The sequence below is a fragment of the Pediococcus ethanolidurans genome (genome assembly GCF_001437405.1).
GTDB lineage: Bacteria > Bacillota > Bacilli > Lactobacillales > Lactobacillaceae > Pediococcus > Pediococcus ethanolidurans.
The window spans coordinates 72,774-93,166 of record NZ_JQBY01000008.1; the positions used below are offsets into that span (position 1 = coordinate 72,774).

The following is a 20,393-nucleotide window of genomic DNA, read 5'->3' on the forward strand; positions in this document are numbered from 1 at the left end:
ACGAAACAACCTATCTTTGGTATAATGTGTTAAGAGTCAGTTTGGAGGGACAATTGTGAAAAGAGAACGTTTATTAAATATTGAAGGTAGTGTTAATTTCCGTGAATTGGGTGGCTATCAAACTCAGGACGGTCGAACCATTAAATGGCAAAAATTATTGCGATCAGGAGACCTCAGTCGTCTGACCGATAAAGATATTCAAAAATTATCTGATTATGGTGTTCACTATGATATCGACTTGCGCTCTCCTTCTGAGGCTAGTTGGTTAAAAGATCGGCTGCCGGAAAAAACCATTTATCGTTCATATCCTGTTTATCCAATTGCCAAAAATGATCATTCTGATCTTCCTCAACTTCCCGATGCTACAAGTAATATTGATTACTCACATCCCTATGCACTCATGATTTTAAATTCACAAAGTCAGCTTGCCTTCCGAACGCTTTTTCAAGACATGCTTAAAAATGATCAACCAAATCAATCATTACTCTTTCACTGTGCCGCCGGTAAAGATCGTACAGGTGTGGCGGGATTTTTAATTCTCACTGCACTTGGTGTGGATTATGAAACAATCAAACAGGATTACATTCTGACAAATATTGTTTATAGTACTTTTGACCAAGATACTTTACGAAAACGTCTGCAAAACGATAAGGCAGAAAGTTTTGTTAACCAGATGAATGCCGCTTTTCAAGTCCAGGGAGACACGCTAAATGTCGCAAATCAGGCTATTATGGATAACTATGGTAGCTACGGAAAGTATTTTGTTCAAGCAATGGACTTATCCGAGCATGATTTAACCGATTTAAGAAAAATTTACCTGGAATAACAAAGAAGGCTCATTATGGAAAAACAACGTATTTTACCTATTCAATCTGGTTTAAATTTTCGTGAATTAGGTGGCTATCCTACAAAAGACGGCAAAACCATTAAATGGCAAAAAATTTTACGATCTGGATATCTTTCCGTACTAACAAAAAAAGATCAAAATTATCTTCTTGATTATGGGTTACGTTATGTTGTGGACTTGCGTTCAGATTACGAGATCATCCGCAATCCAGATCCAAGAATGACTGATGTACAACAAATTCCAGCATCCGTTTATCCCTTTAGTAATCGACCATCAACAAGTTTTAGCCAGTTTTTCAAACGACTTTTTCATAAAGATGCTGTTAAAAAGCCAAGTGCACTTAGCGATCCTTATGAACTAATGGTTCTAGATAGCCATGCCCAGGGAGCGTTTCGAAAATTATTTCAAACACTGCTTAAAAATGAGCAGCCAAACAAGGCCGTTCTTTTTCATTGTGCTGCTGGTAAAGATCGCACCGGAATTGCTGCTTTTCTAATTCTAAGTGCTCTTGGCGTTGATCAAAAAACGATCGAAGAAGATTATCTGCTCTCAAACAAAGTTCTTTTTGGAACCACAACGATTAAAACTGAAGCAACCAATAACACGGCTATTAATCGTATGAATCAAGCACGTAATGTCGATCTTCATAGTTTGCGCTTAGCAGCCAAGGCGATCACTTCCGAATATGGCGATATGATAAACTATCTTAACCAGGCAATGGTGCTTTCAAACGACGACATTGCGGAACTAAAACGCCTGTATACCGAATAACCCAATTCGTTATTTTAACTAACTACAACTTAAAAATATAAAAGTAAGTCAAACTTCTGATATTAAACAGTTTAACTCAACAAAATGGACTAATTACTAAAGGTTGAAAGCACAAAAATGTATCTAATTGCCTGACACAAAAGTGTTCATGATGACAAAATTAGATTAAAATGCCGTCTTCCAGCAAATTTGGGCTGGAACGTAGTGCGAGTTCTTGCGGCGGTCTTGGCCACAAGAATCGACATCGTACGAAGTATCAAGATTTTCGGAACGAAAATCATTCTTCTTTACGTAGTAGTGGACACGACTTAGAGCCGAAGTACACGTCTCTAAGCTCGGCCTTTATCTAAGCGAAACCCGCTAAGATAAATGTCACTACTGAGCCCATTTGCTTCCAGATTAAGCCTAATCTTTGTAATCAACACATCGATATAAAAGGTGTTATATCAATGTTACTGAGTATTATTTAACATCAAACATTTTTAGTCCGGAGGCGATTGGTCTCAGGGGTGAAATTATTCTTAGTAATTTATTACTTAGAATAAGGCCGAGTTTGAAGACAAGTGTACTTCTTGGCTTCAAATCGTGCGCCCACCCCGTTCCAGACCGAGTGAGCCGCAGGACGGCAGTTAGACTATTTTTATAGGCTACGTCGTTTAACATCAGTTATTGAAGTAATTTTGATACTTTCAACCTTTAGGCTTAATTATCAAAAAGAGCATTTGGAAGGGTTAAATTCCAAATGCTCTTTTTATCTACACAAACACGAGTAAAACTACTGCTAGCAAGAATGCCACACCCAAGAATGCTGCTGAGACAGCTTCCCAGCGATTTGCACCCTTCATGTCCATTCGCAGTCCAAATAAAACACTAAAAGCTAAAATAAGAATCAACATTTTTTCGATTTCTGAATAGCCATTGCTTCTCTGAAAATATCCGGTAAACCATCCTACAATACAAGCAATGATTACCACAATGCCAAGACCAAAATCTGTCCAATACTTTGTGCGCATGTTCCCACATCCTATGTTTAATATTGTTTCTATACTACCTTACTTGGGGGCTGAATAGCAATTGCATCTCCGGAACCTTTATCATTTTTACCGAGTCTGAGGACAACTTCACAAGTCAGCCAAGTAAATATAAGCTGGGTTCCATGCGGGATACGATCCCGCCTCCACCCAGCATTCATTACATCATTTCCGCCGAGTCCGAGGACAACTTCACAAGTCAGCCAAGTAAATATAAGCTGGGTTCCCAGCGGGATGCGATCCCGCCTCCACCCAGCTTATATTTACTTGGCTTAACGACTTGTTCCGTTCACTTTTTTCTTTCCTCGTGCTACACTACAGTCAACAAATAATATAGATAGGACTGATCATTATGGCTACTAGCTCCGAAAAAATCTGGACCGACTTTTCCGAATCCCATCATCTCACCAACAAAACCTTTCAAACTCGCTGGTTTGGTGAACAATCCAACTCTGCCGAAGTCCAAGACCTCACCAACAAAATTCTTGCCGGTGACAAAATTTCCACCTCTAAACCTTTGGGATACTACTCTTCTGAGGGGGAACAAATTCCTCAAGTTGGTGATTATTACGTACTCTTAAATGCCGACATGCATCCCGTCGGCATCATCGAAACCGTTGTTTCCGAATTAGTTCCCTTTTTCCGCGTTTCCGCCGAACACGCTTATAACGAGGCTGAGGGCGATCGCACGCTTTCCGATTGGCAAGAACGCAGCCAGACTAAATTTACCAAACAAATGAAAAAGTATGACCGTACCTTTTCGACCAACGATCCCATTGTTTGTGAAGTCATCAAACTCGTTTACAAGGATTAATTATAATAATCATATGAATTTACTTATCAATTCAATGCATGTATAATACACATTATAGAAAACTAAACTGTAAAAAGTTAGGAGAATGTGTATGAAAATTTACCCAGCTATTTACTCTGTCCAAAACGGAATCGTCGAATTATTAATTCCTGATTTTCCCGGTATGTTAATTGAGGGAAAGACTTTAGTTGAGGCTACCGAAAAGGCCGAAAAGTTAATTATTGCCCAGGGAAAACTTCCTGAACCTTCTAATATGAATAACACTCATTTAGTTGAAGGCGAACATATCATTATGTTACCCATCACTGAGTATGCGGGAAAAAACACCAAACGAATTCGTCGCAATGTAACTATCCCACAATATTTAAATGACTGGGCCAAACAAACGGGGATTAATGTGTCACAAGTGCTCACAGAAGCTCTTGACCAAAAGTTCAAAACAGCTGATTAATAAGTCATTGACAAGTGTTCAAATAATAAACCAAATTAAATTGAGTACCCACATAGAAACGGAGAATGACATTTTCTTCGTTTCTTTTCTTTTTGTCTATATCAACAAACCAGTCGTGGTAAACTAGCTTTAAAGGAGACGTTTTCCATGACAACAACCACACCTAGAAGCTGGAAATTAAACGTTGGCTTTTTTCTAGCTGCACAAAACCTTTTTCTCTTCGGCTCATCAGCCGTCTATTTTGCTATTCTCTGGTATATTGCCCTTCAAACCTCATCTGGAACCTGGATTATGTTAGCCACAATGGCCACCACCCTTCCCCAAATTTTAATTTCTCTGTGGGCAGGAATTTGGTCGGATCAATACAGTCGAAAAAAATTGATTGTCGCTTCCAGCGGATTAGTCACATTTTTAACCATCTTAACAGCTCTAATTTATTTTTTTATTTCACGAGATTTATGGTTATTACTACTAATCGCAGCAGTTCGTTCGTTAGGTTCAGGTGTTCAAACACCGGCAGGAAATGCATTATTACCAGAAATTACGCCAAAAAAAGAGCTTTCCCGGATTAATGGCCTAAATCAGTTTGTTAGCTCGATTCTTTTGCTAATCTCACCAATTTTAAGTGGCGTTATCCTAGGAAGACTCGGAATTATATTTGTTTTTGTCGTTGATTTGGTTACAGCAACCACCGGTATCATTTTGATGCTGTGTATTCATGTTAAACAGTTTAAACAAGAGCAGCAAAATCAAGTTGCCGGTCTAACTGGCATTTGGGAAGGTCTCCAATACACCTTTTCTCATCAATACTTACGTAACTTCATGCTTTTTACTTTGATTGCGTTTATGTTAGTCGCACCGTCTTCACAGCTATCCACTCTCTACGTCAAACGCACATTTGGATCAGCCGTTTGGCGACTTACTTTAAACGAATTATTATGGACAATGGGTGCACTACTTGGTAGTTTCTACATCACCATTCATAAGCATCTACCTTATAAAATTCGTTTGATTGCCATTGGTTTTGCCGGTTCAGGGATTAGTTTTGCTGTGATGGGACTTCCCGAACCGTTTTGGGTCTACTTGCTTTTTATGTTTTTCTCAGGAATTTGCATGCCTATTATTCAAGCAACCTCAAACATTTTAATTCAAGAAAATGTTTCACCAGCCAAAATGGGACGCGTCTTTTCTATTCTTCAAATCGTGTCAACGGGAATTTATCCAATCGCCATGTTAGTTTATGGCCCCTTGGCAGACGTCATAGCCATTCGCTACATCCTCATTGTCACTGGTCTTTTTTTAATCGGGGTAGCCGTTATTTTTTACAAACGTCTCCCTCAATTGACAGACAAACTTAAAGAGTTACGCTAGTCTAATCCAACGCGATTAAAAATATAATCCACATTTTTTAGATGATACCTATAATCAAAGGCATCATCTATTTCTTTTGGAGAAAGATGACTCTTAATTACTGGATCGGCTTCCACTAATGGCTTAAATTGAATCTCTTCATCCCAAGCTTTAGCAGTTAGCGGTTGAATTTGATCGTAAGCCTCCTCACGAGATAAACCAGCATCAATTAGTTTTAATAAAACACGTTGACTGTAAATCAGGCCAAAACTACGATGCATATTGGCCTTCATATGTTCCGGAAAAACCGTAAGATTACCAATGATATTTGTCATTCGGTGTAAAATATAATCCACCAGAATTGTGGTATCAGGTAAAATAATTCGTTCTGCCGATGAATGTGAAATGTCACGCTCATGCCATAAATTAACGTCCTCGTAGGCCGTTTGTACGTGACCTCTGATTACTCTCGCCAGACCGGAAACGTTCTCAGAACCGATTGGATTACGTTTATGCGGCATTGCAGAAGAACCCTTCTGTCCAGGAGCAAAATGTTCTTCAACTTCACGTACTTCTGATTTTTGTAACCCGCGAATTTCAGTTGCAAACTCTTCAATACTTGTCGCAATTAAAGCAAGTGTGGCAATATATTCTGCATGCAAATCACGGGGTAAAATTTGAGTGGAAATTTCTTGAGCATTCAATCCCAGCTCTGCGCAAACAAAACCTTCAACTTCTGGCGGGACATTGGCAAAGGTACCAACCGCACCACTAATTTTTCCAGCTTCCACACCCTTAGCAGCATGTTCAAAGCGTTCAATATCACGGTTAATTTCGGAATACCAACGGGCTAACTTCAAGCCAAATGTCATCGGTTCTGCATGAACACCATGAGTTCGACCCATCATTACGGTATACTTATATTTTTTGGCTTGTGTGGCTAAAGTTTCCTTAAATACTTCAAGATCTTTGCGAATAATCACATTTGCTTCTTTTAAACGACAACCTTGAGCTGTATCGACCACATCAGTACTTGTCAGCCCATAGTGTACCCACTTTTTTTCTTCACCTAATGATTCTGATACATCACGTGTAAAAGCAATCACATCATGGTGAGTCACTGCTTCTATTTCAGCAATTCGATTTTCATTGAATTGTGCATTTTTTTCAATTTTAGTCACATCCGTTGCAGGAATTTTACCTAGTTTTCCCCATGCTTTAACTGCTGCAACTTCAACCTTTAACCAGGATGCGTACTGATTGTGCAAACTCCAGACATTAGCCATTTCTTTACGAGTATATCTATCTAACATTCGTGTCCCTCACAATTTCAAGTTTAATTTAAGTGTTTCAAATATCCGTGTAATACTATAGCATACATATATCGGTTATTCCACACAGATACACCTATTTAACGGTTTTAAATTGTTTTTATACCGTTTTAATCCGTACTTTATAAACTATTTATTTTTTATAATTCGGTTTTTGCTTGCATTTAGTTTAAAACCTTGTTACACTTATTTGGTTGTTTAAATCATATTATTCGGGGGTCATTAAATGTCATCAATCGTAGTTGTAGGTAGCCAATGGGGCGATGAAGGTAAAGGTAAAATCACAGATTTCTTGGGAACTAAGGCAGCTTTAACTGTCCGGTTCTCTGGTGGTGACAATGCCGGACATTCCATCGTATTTAATGGTAAAAAATTCGCATTACAACTTATTCCATCAGGAATCTTTAACCGTAATGGTTTGAGTGTGATTGGTAATGGGGTTGTGGTTAATCCTGAATCTCTACACAACGAATTACATTATTTGGAAAGCAATGGGATTCCAACTGATAACTTACGTATTTCTGACCGTGCACAAGTAATTTTGCCCTATCACATCCGTTTAGATGAATTACAAGAACAATCTAAGGCGGCTGGCAAAATTGGCACTACCCATAAAGGTATTGGTCCAGCATACATGGACAAGGCCGAACGAATTGGAATTCGCATTTGCGATCTTCTAGAACGCGATACCTTTGAAGAGAAACTTAGAACCAATCTTAAAAATAAGAATTTATTGTTCACCAAACTATATGAAACTGAACCTTTAAAATTTGAAGATATTTTTGAATCTTTCTATCAATATGGGCAAGAAATTAAGGACCGCGTGACTGACACCTCTGTCTTGATTAATGAAGCACTTGATAAAAATGAACATGTTTTGTTTGAAGGCTCTCAGGGTGTTATGTTGGACTACGATCATGGTACTTATCCTTATGTCACCTCTTCCAATCCAACTGCCGGTGGTGCTGCGGTAGGATCTGGGGTTGGACCTTGGCGTATTAACCAAGTTGTCGGCGCATGCAAAGCTTATACCTCTCGTGTAGGTGATGGTCCTTTCCCAACAGAACAATTAAACGAAACAGGCGATTTTATTCGTGAAGCTGGCCATGAATATGGCACAGTTACTGGTCGTCCCCGTCGAATTGGTTGGTTAGATACCGTCGTTTTACGCCACGCCACTCGCGTTAGTGGATTAACAAGTCTTTGTCTCAATTGTTTAGATGTTTTAACTGGTCTAGCAACTGTTAAAATCTGTACCGCCTATAAATTAGATGGAAAAACGATCTATCACTATCCTGCTTCTGAGAAACAAATTGAAAAGTGCCAACCTGTTTATGAGGAACTTCCTGGCTGGACAGAAGACATTACTAATTGCAAAACACTAGCCGAACTACCAGAAAACGCTCGTCATTATCTTGATCGTGTTTCTGAACTAGTAGGTATTCCACTTTCAACTTTCTCAGTGGGTCCAGATCGCGAACAAACTAACGTTTTAACTGATATTTGGAATACTAAATAATTTTTCGAACTTGAATAGGAGTGATAAACATGAGAGTTTTTGATTATGAAGACGTTCAACTTATCCCTAACAAATGTATTATTGATAGTCGATCTGAGGCTGATACCACCACAAAGTTAGGAAAGTATACTTTCAAAATTCCAGTCGTTCCTGCCAATATGGCTACCGTTATTAACGAAGATTTATCCGTTTGGTTAGCCAAAAATGGGTACTTTTATGTTATGCACAGATTTGAACCAGAAACGCGTTTAGATTTCATCAAAATGATGCACACTAAAAAGCTAATTGCTTCAATCAGTGTGGGAGTTAAACCAGAAGAATTTGAGTTCATTTCACAACTGGCCGACCAGAAAATCACTCCAGAATTTATTACAATTGACATTGCGCATGGCCATGCCAATAGTGTTATCCGAATGATTCAACACATTAAAAAAATGCTTCCTGATGCATTTGTGATTGCCGGTAATGTGGGTACACCTGAAGCAGTGCGTGAATTGGAAAATGCTGGGGCAGACGCTACTAAGGTAGGAATTGGACCAGGAAAAGCTTGTATCACAAAATTGAAGACTGGCTTTGGAACGGGTGGCTGGCAGTTGGCGGCAATTCGTTGGTGTGCAAAGGCAGCAAGTAAGCCAATTATTGCGGATGGTGGAATTCGAACAAACGGCGATATTGCAAAATCAGTACGTTTTGGGGCTTCTATGGTTATGATTGGTTCATTGATGGCCGGTCATCAGGAATCACCTGGTAATCTGATTACGATTGACGGTAAAAATTATAAGCAATATTACGGATCGGCTTCGGAAACGCAAAAGGGTCAGCATAAGAATGTCGAGGGACGTCAAATGTTGGTGCCCTATCGAGGTCATATTAAGGATACGTTGGAAGAAATTCATCAGGATTTGCAGTCCTCAATTTCATATGCGGGAGGTCGCTCATTGGATGCGATTCGCAAGGTGGATTATGTAATTTTGCATGGGGTGAATGAATTTAATTAGAGTGTTTCAAAAGGCGAATAGCTTTTGAGCATTAGCCTAGGTAACTGAATGATTCGGGTTTGGAATCGTTTAGTTACCGTAGCTAAGCGGAGGAAGCTGCTGCTCAGAGCACGTTTCGGCTATAAAGATAGAAAACTCTAGCCTAGGTAACTGAATGATTCGGCTTTGGAATCGTTTAGTTACCGTAGCTACTATTCCACGCAAAGGTTGATTATTAGCAAAAAATCACTAATAATCTTTAATGTTCCATACGTTGTCCATTCTTGTGGCGGCAACCTCCACCGCAAGAACTGGCACTATTCCACGTAAAGGATGATTATTAGCAAAAACCACTAATAATCTTTAATGTTCCATACGTTGTCCATTCTTGTGGCGGCACCCCACACCGCAAGAACTGGCAATCGGAGAAAGCTGCCGCTCAGAGCATGTTTCGGCTATATAACTAAAAGGTTGAAAGTATCAAAATCACTTCAATAACTGCTGTTAAACGATTTAGCCTCCAAAAAATGGTTTGACTTCTTTCCCCCGACTCACTTAGTCTGGAAGCAAATGGGCTCAGTAGTGTCGTTTATCTTAGCGGGTTTCGCTTAGATAAAGGTCGAGCTTAGAGACGTGCATTTCGGCTCTAAGTCGTGCCCACTACTACGTATAGAAGAATGATTTTCGTTCCGAAAATTTTGATACTCCGTACGATGTCGATTCTTGTGGCCAAAACCGCCGCAAGAACTCGCACTACGTTCCAGCCCAAATTTGCTGGAAGACGACATTTTAATCTAATTTTGTTGTCATAAACGCTTTTATATCAGGCAATAAGATGCATTTTTACACTTTCAGCCTTTAGTATAAAAATATAAGGTAAACTAAAACTGCTTTAATCACACAACCAAAAAAATCAACTTCTGAAATCACAAAAAACTGCTAGTAAAGACAATCTACACTGGAACATTTTCCGCTTATCCTTTGTCTTTACTAACAGTCTTTTTGTTTTACCCATTTAATTGGGATTAATAACCTGATTACCAAACTCTTTCAAAAGTTTCAGTAAACTTTCAACTTTCTTCTGCCCAAACTTAGCAACCCAGCCTTCAAACACCAAATGAACCTTTCGATCAATCAACTGTTCAACTTCTGCTCCCCGTTTTGTCAGGTGAAGATACAATTTCCGCTTGTCCTTTTGGTCCGGTGTTTGTGAGATATAGCCTAATCGCAACAGTGATTTGATTTGTCGCGAGATTGCACTTCGCGTAACATTTCGTTGTGCTGCAATTCCCATCTGAGTCACTTTTTCATTATTGCAGATATTTCGCAAAACTAAAAACTGTTCAAATGAAATTTCATACTCCTTAGTTGGTTCCGATAACACATACTCCAAGAACTTTAAGGTGGACATGTAAATCTCAACAGATCCCTCAAAAAGTTTATCATTGCTTTTAGTTTTCACTAATAACACCCTCCTCCAAAATACTCACATTTCAATTATATCAAACGTGATCAAAAAAATTATCCAATCGATAGAAATCAATTAGATAATTTTTTAGTTACTTCAAATACTTTTTAAACCGTTTACTCCAATTTTGAGTAGTATCTTCAAGACTTCCCAGTCTCAGTTCCTGACTGGTCGCATTAATCACTCCACCAATCATAATGGCCAACGCCGAAAAGTCTAGCCAAAACATTAAAGCGATAAACGTACCTAACGTTTTATAACTATTAACGGAGTGCGCAAAATAACGTAGATAAATCGTGAAAAACTGTGAGACCGCCATCAGTCCAATAGTTGCAGCAGATGATCCCCAAACGACGTATCTGAGCTTAATGTGCGTGTTTGGAACTACATAATACAAAATCATTAAACTTAAAAAGATGACAATTATCGCAGTGGGAAATTTAACGTTTCCCACAATATGAAAGAGACTATGTGGTAATTTCAAAATTGGTGTTAAATAAGCGATAATTGTTTGTCCAAAACTAAAGAAAAACATCATTAAACTAATTAGAAGCGCAAAAAAAATGGTGAATATGAAAGAAACCACACGATTAATAATGGGATTTTGAAATTTAGCAACGCCGTAAGCTCGATTAATTGAACGTTGAAAGGCCGCTACCGCCTGACTTGCAGACCACAGCATTAAAATAGCTCCGAATGATAATAACTCGCCGTTACCTTTTTCCAAAAAATCTTTTACAATTGGCTGACTAATCTGATAAATTGTGCTGGGTACCACGGTTTCGATATACTCCAACACCGTTGTCACATCAATGTGAAACAGTGGTAGTAAATTTCCCACAAAAATAATTGCCGGAAACATGGCAAGTAATGTATAAAAGGCAAGGACAATTGCATTATTTGCAGCATCTGCACGATTAAATCGCAACATGAAACCTTTCCAGTATGTCTTACACTTATGAGCAAACCTCTTCCAAGTCATGTTATATACCCCATTTTTATTTAACTTCAATAGTATACAATAACTTTTGCATGATTAAAAACGTCAAATTACTATTTTCACGCCTTTTCATTTATTGAAACACACAAAAAAAGAGAATAAAAATGTATTATGTCCCCAAAATTAAAATGAATAGAAATCTGAATTAGTTTTAGCTCTTCTTTTCCGAATTTTTAATCAAAATTGAAAGCATCAAACCAACAATTGCCACAAGAAAGAAAGTGAAAAACACAGCTCGGTACCCCATCTGATTGGCAATTGCTGCATGATCACCAGCGGATAAACGATTTTGAGTAACTGCCGCCAAAATAATCGTTGCAATGGCAACCCCTAGTGAACCGAGAATTTGACGAACCGTTGTAATAACTGCGGTTCCGTGTGAAATCAAACTGTCTGGTAACGAATTGGCCCCCAATGTCATTGCTGGCATCATAACAAAGGCGTTTCCGCCTTCAATCAACATGGCTAAAATAATCATAGCACTCAAGCCTATGGAACTTGAGAAAATAAAAAGAATTCCCCAACCTAAAGTAATCATACTCATCCCCATCAAAAGTACCCATTTGAACCCAAACTGATCGGCAAGCTTACCAGTAACTGGATTTAATAAACTCAAGAATACGGCTCCCGGAACGAGTGCCATCCCTGACGCAAAGGGCGATAGATGGAGCACTTCTTGATAATAAAGCGGAAAGATAATTGTTGTTACGATTAAAGCGATATAAGAAAAACCGGTTAGCAAAACTGCCAAATCATAATTAAAAGTTTTAAGTACCCGTAACTCCAACATGGGTGTTTTGATATGAAACTGTCGATACACAAAGTACGCTAACATAATCAAACTAACGGCTAGTAATCCAAATTGCTCTGACCAATTAACATTAGCTTTCCCTAGCTGATTAATGACAAATAAAAGACCAATTAATCCCAAAGAACTAATTACCGAAATAAAGTCTAAATGATTCGGTTCTAAATCCATAACGTTTGCAATAAATTTAAATGATAGCAGAAAAACAACTGTGATAATAATCGCAAAAATCACAAAGAGTCCCTGCCATGAAGTGAATTTTAACACCACTCCAGAAATGATTGGACCAACGGCTAATGCGGATCCCATTACTAGTCCAACAATCCCCATCGTTACACCACGCGATTTTTCGGGCGTAATGGTCAGCATCACACTTTGATAGGCTGGAAATAGAATACCCACACCCATAGCCTCTAACACACGCCCAAACATCATTAGGGGAAAATTAGGTGCAAACAAAATCACAATTGTGCCAACATCAAACATCACCAAAACTGCCTGAAAGAGCCGTTTAAATGGCACGTTGCTCAACAACCACGGACTGATTGGCATCATAATACACATCACTAGCATAAAACCCGTTGTTAACCACTGGATTGTGGGTGCCGTGACCCCAAAATAACGCATCAATGTTGGATATGCTGTAGATAAAGACGATTGACTAATCGACATGGTGAAGGTTCCTGCTAACAGAATTGCGACAAACCAATTATGTAATCTTTTATTTCCCTTAAATGTTTTATTTTGATCTTTCATCAAATCACTCCTCACTAACTTATGCCAAAGTTAGAATCATTTTAAATCGTATTAATTGTATTTCATATTTAGACAGGTGTAAACTACGTCTGGAAATTGCATTTAAAACAAATCTAACTAGAGTTGAATGAATCTTAAAAAAGTGATTAAATAAATTGTACTTACTAATCGTCATCAGTGAAAAGAAAGAAGGCTTAAATTTGGCAAATACAGACGTGGATGAGGCACTCACAGCTTTACAAAGCAGACGCATTCGAATGACACCTCAACGTCGGACAATCTTAACCTACTTAGTCACACATCATAATCATCCTACTGTTGAAACCATTCATGAGGCCTTAGAACAAACAACGCCTAATATGAGTTTAGCTACAATCTACAATACCTTAAAATTATTTGTTGATTTGGGGATTGTTATTGAATTAGCAAATGGTGAAGATGGCGTGCATTATGATTACTACAGTAAACCTCACTATCATGTAATTTGTACTAATTGTGGCAAAATTGCAGATGTTTTTTATCCAGATTTTCAAAAAGACGCAAAAAAAATGGAAAACGAAGCCGCTCAACAAACTGGTTATCAAATTACTGGAAATCGATTTGAAATATACGGTCTATGTACTGACTGTCAAAAAAAGAATGCTTCAAAAGGTAAATAACTTTTGAACATTCTTTTTTCAGTTGTTCGGTTCACTTTCTTAGGACAACTTCTCAATCCAGCCCATAAAATCTAAGTCAGGCTCCTACGGGATTGCGATCCCGCTTACACCTGTCTTACATTTTCTGGGCTAACCGGTTTGATCCGTTCACTTTCTTAGGACAACTCCTCAAACCAGCCCAGAAAATCTAAGCCAGGCTCCTGCGGGATTACGATCCCGCCTACACCTGCCTTACATTTTCTGAGCTTACCGGTTTGATCCGTTCACTTTTTCTTAGGACAACTCCTCAAACCAGCCCAGAAAATCTAAGCCAGGCTCCTGCGGGATTGCGATCCCGCATACACCTGCCCTTACATTTTCCGGGCTAACCGGTTTGATCCGTTCACTTTCTTAGGACGGCTCGACAAATCAATTCAAAAAATATAAGCCAGACTTCCGCAGGATTGCGATCCCGCATACGCCTGGCTCTTTGATGCTTTTTTTCGCTAAGCCTTAGGACAGCTCGACAAATCAGTTCAAAAAATATAAGCCAGACTTCCGCGGGATTGCGATCCCGCATACGCCTGGCTTATATTTTTTGAACTACCGATTTGTCTCGCCCACTCTATCTTACCTGTGCCGCCGTCATTATCGCCACTTTATACACGTCTTCTTCACTCGCTCCTCGTGACAGATCCGACACCGGCGCATTCAATCCCTGCAAAATTGGCCCTATTGCCTCAAAATGACCCAACCTCTGCGCAATCTTATAACCAATATTTCCAGACTGCAACTCTGGGAACACAAACACCGTCGCATGGCCCGCTACCTTTGATCCCGGTGCCTTACTTGCACCCACATCTGGCACAAACGCCGCATCAAACTGTAACTCACCATCGATTTCTACCTCTGGTGCCTTCTCTTGCGCCAACTTAGTAGCCTCCTGCACCTTCGTAACCATATCACCCTTAGCCGATCCCTTCGTTGAAAAACTCAACATTGCAACCTTAGGCTCTATATCAAAAATCTCCGCCGTATGTGCACTTTCCACCGCAATTTCAGCCAAAGTTGCGGCATCTGGGTCGATATTAATTGCCGTATCCGCAAAAATATATCGTTCATGATTTCTCTGCATCACAAATGCACCACTAATTCGTTTGACACCTGGCTTCGTTTTAATAATTTGAAGGGCTGGACGAACCGTATCACCAGTTGGATGAATTGCACCTGAAACCATTGCATCCGCCTTATGCAAATAAACAAGCATTGTTCCAAAATAATTTACGTCCATTAACATCTTTTGAACTTCTTCAACCGTGTTCTTACCTTTACGACGTTCAACCAAGGCATCTACCATTGCCTGCTTATCAGTTTCTGGATAAGTATCCGGATCAATAATTTTAATCCCTGCTAGGTCAATATCTTCTTTAGCTGCTTTCTCTTGAATAGCAGTTACTTTTCCAAGCAAGATTGGCTTTACCAAACCTTGTTGTGCCAAGCGTGATGCAGCTGAATAAATACGAACATCCTCACCTTCTGGAAATACAACCGTTCGATCTTGTCCTTTAATCTTAGCTTTTAATCCTTCAAATAAATCCATCGTTAAATCCTCCTCGCAAATTTTTATAGCCTTTATCGCTATGTTTAGTCTTTGTTTTCTTGTTTAAAACGTTCAACTTCACGTGCAATTGCTAACTCTTCATTCGTTGGGACAACTAACACCTTTGCCTTAGAATCTGATGCACTAATGTCACGTAATTCACCCTGAACTTGATTTCTTTCATCATCAATTTTAAGGCCAAAATAATCTAATTCATCAACGATCATTTTACGAACCAGCATGCCATTTTCACCAATGCCAGCGGTAAACACCAATGCATCAATTCCATGCATTTCAGCAATATAAGCACCAATATATTTCACAATATTGTTCACAAAAATCTCAACTGCCAATTCAGCTCGGCGACTCTTGTGACGCGCTTCTAAAACGTCACGCATATCAGAAGAGATTCCTGAAATACCTAACAATCCCGATTTAGTATTTAAAATTTTGATCATTTCGGAAAAATCTGTAATCTTTAGTTTCTCCATTAGATAATTAACTAAGGAAACATCAATATCTCCTGAGCGAGTTGCCATGGTGATCCCTGAAACTGGGGTGAAGCCCATGGAAGTATCATAAGATTGACCATTTAAAATGGCATCGATCGAAGAACCTGCCCCTAAATGTAACGTAATCATTTTCAAGGAACTTAAAGGTTTGCCAAGCAACTTAGCCGCATCCAAAGCTACAGATTGATGACTTGTTCCGTGTGCCCCATATTTACGGGCACCATATTTTTCGTAATATTCATAAGGAATACTATATAAATAATTTTTAGGTGGTAATGTTTCGTGAAACGACGTATCAAAAACGGCAACGCTTGTTACGTTGGGAAGAACTTTTTGCATCGCACGGATTCCAAGCACATTAGCTGGATTGTGTAATGGTGCATATTCCGATAAGCTCTCAATCTGCTTAATCACTTTTTCAGTAATAAGTACTGAGCCCTTAAAGATTTCACCACCAGCGACAACACGGTGTCCAACTCCGGTAATCTCGTCATAACTTCTGATAATTTTTAAATCAATTAATGCATTCAGAACAATATTTATGGCTACTTCGTGATTTTTGACTGGCTTTTCAATACGGATGTTTTGTTGATCACCATAAATGATCGTAAATGTAGAGCCGTCAATTCCAATTCGATCTACCTGTCCGCTTGCTAACACCTTTTCACTCGGCATTTCAAATAGCTTGAATTTAAATGATGAACTACCTGCATTAATCGCAATTGTTTTTTCCATAGTTAAAGCCCCACTCTTATTTTCTATGCCTTCAATTCTTTTTTACAACACTTTCACTTTAACGCGTTCGGCACAAATTCTCAATGTTCATTAACATAAATTATACCTTATTGTTTTGAATATTAAAACTCAATACATCTAAACATTTAAAAAAAGAGATTTATTCTATATAGGGTTAACTTGTATAGGATAAATCTCTCTAAATTTAAATAACTTTGATTATTTATTTGTTAATTTGCTTGCAGCTGCTTCATCAAGAATAACAGTTACATTGTCATGGTTTTGAAGAATGCTTGCTGGTAAATCTGGTGTGTCAGGTCCTTCGATCATTCCTTTAACAGCATCAGCTTTTTCTTCACCGTAAGCTTCCAACAAAATGTGCTTAGACTTCATAATTGAAGCTAATCCCATTGATAAAGCTTCCTTTGGCACGTCTTCTTCATGTGCGAAGAAACGTGCGTTGGCATCAATAGTTGATTGCGTCAAAGATACGCGATGAGTACCAATTTCACGAGAAGTTCCAGGCTCATTAAAACCAATGTGACCGTTACGGCCAAGACCCAAGATTTGTAAATCAATTGGGTTGTCTTCAATAACTTGATCATAACGTTTAGCTTCTGCATCAATATCTTTAGCTAAACCATTTGGTAAGTATGACTTCTTAAATGGTTTCTTATTGAATAAATGTTCATGCATAAAGTAATTGTAACTTTGGTCGTTGTCAGCAGCTAAACCAATGTATTCATCTAAGTTGATTGAAATAGAGTCGCTGAAATCAAGGTCACTAGCAATGATGTCATTGTATGTTGTGATTGGTGTACTTCCAGTAGCTAAACCAAAAGTATGTGCACCGTTCTTCTTAGCATCGGCAAAAATCTTGTATCCTTCTTGTCCGCCTTCAACTTCATTTTTAACAATAATAATTTTCATAATAGTCTCCTTTTTGTATATAGTGTCTATTTTGCGTTCGCAAAATCCAATCTCCAACCGGATGTCCATTCGAACTACGCCGCACCCCGGCTAGTCGAACTGGCTCCTTTTTGTATATACTGTCTATTTTGTGTTCACAAAATCCAATTCATATTGGTATAGCCCAATTATATAATCTCCTCATTTAAATTGCAAGGGTATAGACCAAAAAAGTCAAAATAAATTTGTTAATGTAAAGCTTTACTAGGAAAATGAAAAAAGTCTTTTCATGATAATTTTAAAGGACGGCGTGAGTTTATTTAATGCAACAACCCGTAATGCCTGGATATTTTGGTGAAGTTTGTTTCGTAAGATTTGAATAACAGGTGGAGTGGAGGTGTTGGTGAAAGAGTGTGTCGATGTCACTTAGCGATTTTATCGCTTAGAGACATGGGAGACTGGAGAGAGCCACTTCTGGCCTGAAGGGCAAGAAGTTAGCTCGTAAGCGACCCACACGGCCCCGCTTCAACGCCGGAACGGAACAAAAAAATAGTTAAAAACATACATAAGATCTAAATTAGTTGCCGAAATTTATGTTTACCGATATACTGAATTCGTATACAAATACAGGGGTGCTGGATCTAATCCGGCTGAGATAAAAACTAGTGGTTTTTGACCCTCGAACCTGATATGGATAATGCCAGCGCAGGAAGTTTACTTATAGTGATAATCAAAGAAGACCTTTATACTACCTATTTTGATTACCATTTAAACATGCAATCAAAAGCTGGCGTATTGTCGTTAGCTTTTTTATTTTGTTTCAAGAAAGGAAAATATAATGAATACAAGTGTTGCTATTCAAGTTTTACCAATGTTAGAGGACGATCACAAAGTTGTTGCTGTTGTCGATAAAGCCATTGAGTACATTCAATCTACTGGCGTTTCTTATGAGGTGGGTGCGTTTGAAACCACCCTTGAAGGTGATTATGATCAACTTATGGAAATTGTTAAAAATATCACCAAAATTGCGGCTAAAGCTGGAGCTCCGCAAGTAATGACCTATGTCAAAATTGACTACAAATCAGAAGGTAAGGTTCTAGGTATTCATGAAAAAACGGACAAGTATCAACATTAATTTTTTACCAGTTTTGGTTATTGTTATTTTGCTTATCATTTGGCAATTAGTCAGTTATTTTCAGATTGTTCCTACTTTTATGCTACCCTCTCCTATTAATGTTGTTAAAGCATTTATAGCTGACTTTCCTTTATTGATGTCAAATGCAGGGGTTACCTTACTGGAAGCATTTTGGGGGTTATTACTAGGAGTTATTGGGGGTGTTTTGATTGCCGTAATCATGGACTTGTTTGAGCCACTTTATAAAGCAATCTATCCGCTCTTGGTAATCAGTCAAACAGTTCCCGCTGTGGCTATTGCGCCGCTTTTAATCTTATGGTTTGGCTATGGCATGCTACCTAAAATTGTTTTGATCACGATCACCACTTTTTTTCCAGTAGCAGTCGAAATGCTTACCGGTTTTCGTGCAACTGATCGTGATTTACTGCATTTGATGAAAACTATGGGCGCAACCAAATGGAAACTATATTACTATGTAAAATTCCCTAATTCTTTGAACCACTTTTTTTCCAGTTTAAAAATTTCTGTTTCTTACGCTATTGTAAGTGCCGTAATTTCTGAATGGGTCGGTGGTTTCAGTGGCCTAGGTGTCTACATGACCCGTGTGATGAAGGCCTATGCCTATGATAAAATGTTCGCCGTAATTTTCTTAATCTCGGCAATGAGTCTGCTATTAATCTGGTTGGTAACTCTTATTCAACATAAGGTCATGCCCTGGGAGGCTGTTAAAAAATGAAACATTCCAAGAATTTTTGGCTCTACTTAAGTGTAAGTATGTTATTAATGCTAGTTTTAGGTGGTTGTCAAGTGCGTTCTACAAAAACCAGCACACACACAATCACGGTTGTCCTTGATTGGACACCGAATACCAATCATACCGGTATGTACGTTGCCAAACAAAAAGGCTATTACAAAAAATACCATCTCAACGTGAAGTTTGTGCAACCACCTAAAGATGGTGCTGAACAACTTGTGGCCAGTGGTAAAGCACAAATCGGAGTTTCTGCTCAAGATACTTTTGCGGGTGCCATTGCACGGACAGATCCGCTTCCAATTACAACCATTGGAGCCATCATTCAACATAACACTTCAGGAATTATGTCACGTAAAGCAGATAACATCACTTCACCTAAAAAAATGATGGGCAAACGTTACGCCACTTGGGACTTACCAATTGAACAAGCAACTATTAAGCAAGTCGTTAAAGATGACGGTGGTCAGTATAGCAAGATTAAAAAGATACCTAATAATATTACTGATGAAGTTTCTGCATTAAAAGCGAAGCAAGCCGATTCAATCTGGGTATTTTACGGTTGGGCTGGGGAGAATGCTAAAGTTAAAAACTTTCCCATTAATTACTTCTCGTTTCGCGCTTTAAATAAGGTTTTTGATTACTACACCCCAACACTAATTGGGAATAACCAGTTTTTAAAGGCTCATCCAAAATTAGCAAAAGATTTTATGAAGGCAACTGCACAGGGTTATAACTATGCAACAAAACATCCCCGTCAGTCTGCTAACATTCTAATGGATCAGGTTCCTGAGCTCAAAAGTAATCGTAAATTAATTTATGCCAGTCAAACCTATCTTTCTAATCAATATTCATTAGGTAGCAGCCAATGGGGTAAGATTTCTAGCTCACGTTGGAATCGATTCTACCAGTGGCTGGATCAACACAAACTGGTTTCCGTAAAACTCAAAAAAAATCAAGGTTTCACTAATCAATATCTCCCTAAATGAG

General features: G+C 38.6%; 19 protein-coding genes and 1 riboswitch. Of the genes, 11 read left to right on the forward strand and 8 right to left on the reverse strand.

The genetic code is table 11. The features are described 5' to 3' along the window. The first annotated feature begins 55 nt into the window (after positions 1-55). Both IV87_RS04755 and IV87_RS04760 read left to right on the forward strand, forming a co-directional pair. The gene (locus tag IV87_RS04755; protein ID WP_057805981.1) at positions 56-826 is read left to right on the forward strand and encodes a tyrosine-protein phosphatase; all 771 of its coding nucleotides are present in this window, start codon (positions 56-58) and stop codon (positions 824-826) included. Positions 827-841: 15 nt separating this feature from the next. After that, a complete protein-coding gene (locus IV87_RS04760) occupies positions 842-1,618 on the forward strand; it encodes a tyrosine-protein phosphatase (RefSeq protein WP_057805982.1) in 777 nt (258 codons plus the stop codon). 755 nt (positions 1,619-2,373) lie between these two features. Here IV87_RS04760 and IV87_RS04765 read toward each other — a convergent pair. Next, positions 2,374-2,631 carry a hypothetical protein gene (locus tag IV87_RS04765; RefSeq protein ID WP_057805986.1) on the reverse strand — a complete coding sequence of 86 codons (258 nt, stop codon included), beginning with the start codon at positions 2,629-2,631 and terminating at the stop codon, positions 2,374-2,376. A gap of 370 nt (positions 2,632-3,001) precedes the next feature. On the opposite strand from IV87_RS04765, the gene IV87_RS04770 reads away from it, so the two are divergent. From IV87_RS04770 to IV87_RS04780, 3 genes are all read left to right on the forward strand, one after another. Then, positions 3,002-3,463: an ASCH domain-containing protein gene (locus tag IV87_RS04770; protein WP_057805988.1), complete on the forward strand. Its 462-nt coding sequence runs from the start codon at positions 3,002-3,004 to the stop codon at positions 3,461-3,463. Between the two features lie 91 nt (positions 3,464-3,554). Further along, positions 3,555-3,914 (forward strand): type II toxin-antitoxin system HicB family antitoxin, encoded by a 360-nt coding sequence (locus IV87_RS04775; RefSeq protein ID WP_057805990.1) that lies wholly within the window; start codon positions 3,555-3,557, stop codon positions 3,912-3,914. Positions 3,915-4,061: 147 nt separating this feature from the next. Continuing rightward, positions 4,062-5,285 carry an MFS transporter gene (locus tag IV87_RS04780; RefSeq protein WP_057805992.1) on the forward strand — a complete coding sequence of 408 codons (1,224 nt, stop codon included), beginning with the start codon at positions 4,062-4,064 and terminating at the stop codon, positions 5,283-5,285. Here the strand turns inward: IV87_RS04780 and purB are convergent. Continuing rightward, entirely contained in the window at positions 5,282-6,577 is a 1,296-nt protein-coding gene (purB, locus tag IV87_RS04785) for an adenylosuccinate lyase (protein WP_057805994.1), read from the reverse strand. The two genes, IV87_RS04780 and purB, sit on opposite strands and share 4 nt — an antisense overlap. A 244-nt stretch (positions 6,578-6,821) precedes the next feature. On the opposite strand from purB, the gene IV87_RS04790 reads away from it, so the two are divergent. Continuing rightward, complete coding sequence (locus IV87_RS04790; protein WP_057805996.1) at positions 6,822-8,114, forward strand: adenylosuccinate synthase; 1,293 nt, start codon at positions 6,822-6,824, stop codon at positions 8,112-8,114. Positions 8,115-8,143: 29 nt separating this feature from the next. After that, positions 8,144-9,112: a GMP reductase gene (locus IV87_RS04795; RefSeq protein ID WP_057805998.1), complete on the forward strand. Its 969-nt coding sequence runs from the start codon at positions 8,144-8,146 to the stop codon at positions 9,110-9,112. A gap of 994 nt (positions 9,113-10,106) precedes the next feature. Here IV87_RS04795 and IV87_RS04800 read toward each other — a convergent pair. From IV87_RS04800 to IV87_RS04810, 3 genes are all read right to left on the reverse strand, one after another. After that, positions 10,107-10,553, reverse strand: coding sequence for a MarR family winged helix-turn-helix transcriptional regulator (locus IV87_RS04800; protein WP_082623516.1), 447 nt, complete (start codon positions 10,551-10,553; stop codon positions 10,107-10,109). Positions 10,554-10,650: 97 nt separating this feature from the next. Continuing rightward, positions 10,651-11,490, reverse strand: coding sequence for a YihY/virulence factor BrkB family protein (locus IV87_RS04805; RefSeq protein WP_236698968.1), 840 nt, complete (start codon positions 11,488-11,490; stop codon positions 10,651-10,653). A gap of 220 nt (positions 11,491-11,710) precedes the next feature. Further along, on the reverse strand, positions 11,711-13,123 hold the full coding sequence (locus IV87_RS04810; protein WP_057806003.1) for an MFS transporter: 1,413 nt from the start codon (positions 13,121-13,123) through the stop codon (positions 11,711-11,713). 200 nt (positions 13,124-13,323) lie between these two features. On the opposite strand from IV87_RS04810, the gene IV87_RS04815 reads away from it, so the two are divergent. After that, complete coding sequence (locus IV87_RS04815) at positions 13,324-13,782, forward strand: Fur family transcriptional regulator (RefSeq protein WP_057806005.1); 459 nt, start codon at positions 13,324-13,326, stop codon at positions 13,780-13,782. Between the two features lie 604 nt (positions 13,783-14,386). Here IV87_RS04815 and pta read toward each other — a convergent pair. From pta to IV87_RS04830, 3 genes are all read right to left on the reverse strand, one after another. Next, the gene (gene pta / locus IV87_RS04820) at positions 14,387-15,361 is read right to left on the reverse strand and encodes a phosphate acetyltransferase (RefSeq protein ID WP_057806006.1); all 975 of its coding nucleotides are present in this window, start codon (positions 15,359-15,361) and stop codon (positions 14,387-14,389) included. A gap of 44 nt (positions 15,362-15,405) precedes the next feature. Continuing rightward, positions 15,406-16,608 (reverse strand): acetate/propionate family kinase, encoded by a 1,203-nt coding sequence (locus IV87_RS04825; protein WP_057806008.1) that lies wholly within the window; start codon positions 16,606-16,608, stop codon positions 15,406-15,408. A 219-nt stretch (positions 16,609-16,827) separates the two neighbouring features. Then, entirely contained in the window at positions 16,828-17,538 is a 711-nt protein-coding gene (locus IV87_RS04830) for a glucosamine-6-phosphate deaminase (protein ID WP_057806010.1), read from the reverse strand. A 597-nt stretch (positions 17,539-18,135) separates the two neighbouring features. Further along, positions 18,136-18,246: riboswitch (TPP riboswitch) on the forward strand. A 109-nt stretch (positions 18,247-18,355) separates the two neighbouring features. Here IV87_RS04830 and IV87_RS04835 point away from each other — a divergent pair. From IV87_RS04835 to IV87_RS04845, 3 genes are read left to right on the forward strand one after another with little or no spacing between them, the layout of a single operon-like run. Continuing rightward, positions 18,356-18,652 carry a thiamine-binding protein gene (locus IV87_RS04835; RefSeq protein WP_057806012.1) on the forward strand — a complete coding sequence of 99 codons (297 nt, stop codon included), beginning with the start codon at positions 18,356-18,358 and terminating at the stop codon, positions 18,650-18,652. Next, the gene (locus IV87_RS04840) at positions 18,624-19,388 is read left to right on the forward strand and encodes an ABC transporter permease (protein WP_057806013.1); all 765 of its coding nucleotides are present in this window, start codon (positions 18,624-18,626) and stop codon (positions 19,386-19,388) included. The genes IV87_RS04835 and IV87_RS04840 overlap by 29 nt, the downstream gene beginning before the upstream one ends. Continuing rightward, positions 19,385-20,392, forward strand: coding sequence for an ABC transporter substrate-binding protein (locus tag IV87_RS04845; RefSeq protein ID WP_057806014.1), 1,008 nt, complete (start codon positions 19,385-19,387; stop codon positions 20,390-20,392). The genes IV87_RS04840 and IV87_RS04845 overlap by 4 nt, the downstream gene beginning before the upstream one ends. Position 20,393 lies beyond the last annotated feature (1 nt).

Excerpts from the sequence above, each read along its gene's own strand:
- IV87_RS04760 (WP_057805982.1), top strand. The coding sequence starts at position 842 with ATGGAAAAACAACGTATTTTACCTATTCAATCTGGTTTAAATTTTCGT.
- IV87_RS04765 (WP_057805986.1), bottom strand. The coding sequence starts at position 2,631 with ATGCGCACAAAGTATTGGACAGATTTTGGTCTTGGCATTGTGGTAATC.
- IV87_RS04770 (WP_057805988.1), top strand. The coding sequence starts at position 3,002 with ATGGCTACTAGCTCCGAAAAAATCTGGACCGACTTTTCCGAATCCCAT.
- IV87_RS04775 (WP_057805990.1), top strand. The coding sequence starts at position 3,555 with ATGAAAATTTACCCAGCTATTTACTCTGTCCAAAACGGAATCGTCGAA.
- IV87_RS04780 (WP_057805992.1), top strand. The coding sequence starts at position 4,062 with ATGACAACAACCACACCTAGAAGCTGGAAATTAAACGTTGGCTTTTTT.
- purB (WP_057805994.1), bottom strand. The coding sequence starts at position 6,577 with ATGTTAGATAGATATACTCGTAAAGAAATGGCTAATGTCTGGAGTTTG.
- IV87_RS04790 (WP_057805996.1), top strand. The coding sequence starts at position 6,822 with ATGTCATCAATCGTAGTTGTAGGTAGCCAATGGGGCGATGAAGGTAAA.
- IV87_RS04795 (WP_057805998.1), top strand. The coding sequence starts at position 8,144 with ATGAGAGTTTTTGATTATGAAGACGTTCAACTTATCCCTAACAAATGT.
- IV87_RS04805 (WP_236698968.1), bottom strand. The coding sequence starts at position 11,490 with ATGTTGCGATTTAATCGTGCAGATGCTGCAAATAATGCAATTGTCCTT.
- IV87_RS04810 (WP_057806003.1), bottom strand. The coding sequence starts at position 13,123 with ATGAAAGATCAAAATAAAACATTTAAGGGAAATAAAAGATTACATAAT.
- pta (WP_057806006.1), bottom strand. The coding sequence starts at position 15,361 with ATGGATTTATTTGAAGGATTAAAAGCTAAGATTAAAGGACAAGATCGA.
- IV87_RS04825 (WP_057806008.1), bottom strand. The coding sequence starts at position 16,608 with ATGGAAAAAACAATTGCGATTAATGCAGGTAGTTCATCATTTAAATTC.
- IV87_RS04830 (WP_057806010.1), bottom strand. The coding sequence starts at position 17,538 with ATGAAAATTATTATTGTTAAAAATGAAGTTGAAGGCGGACAAGAAGGA.
- IV87_RS04835 (WP_057806012.1), top strand. The coding sequence starts at position 18,356 with ATGAATACAAGTGTTGCTATTCAAGTTTTACCAATGTTAGAGGACGAT.
- IV87_RS04840 (WP_057806013.1), top strand. The coding sequence starts at position 18,624 with ATGAAAAAACGGACAAGTATCAACATTAATTTTTTACCAGTTTTGGTT.
- IV87_RS04845 (WP_057806014.1), top strand. The coding sequence starts at position 19,385 with ATGAAACATTCCAAGAATTTTTGGCTCTACTTAAGTGTAAGTATGTTA.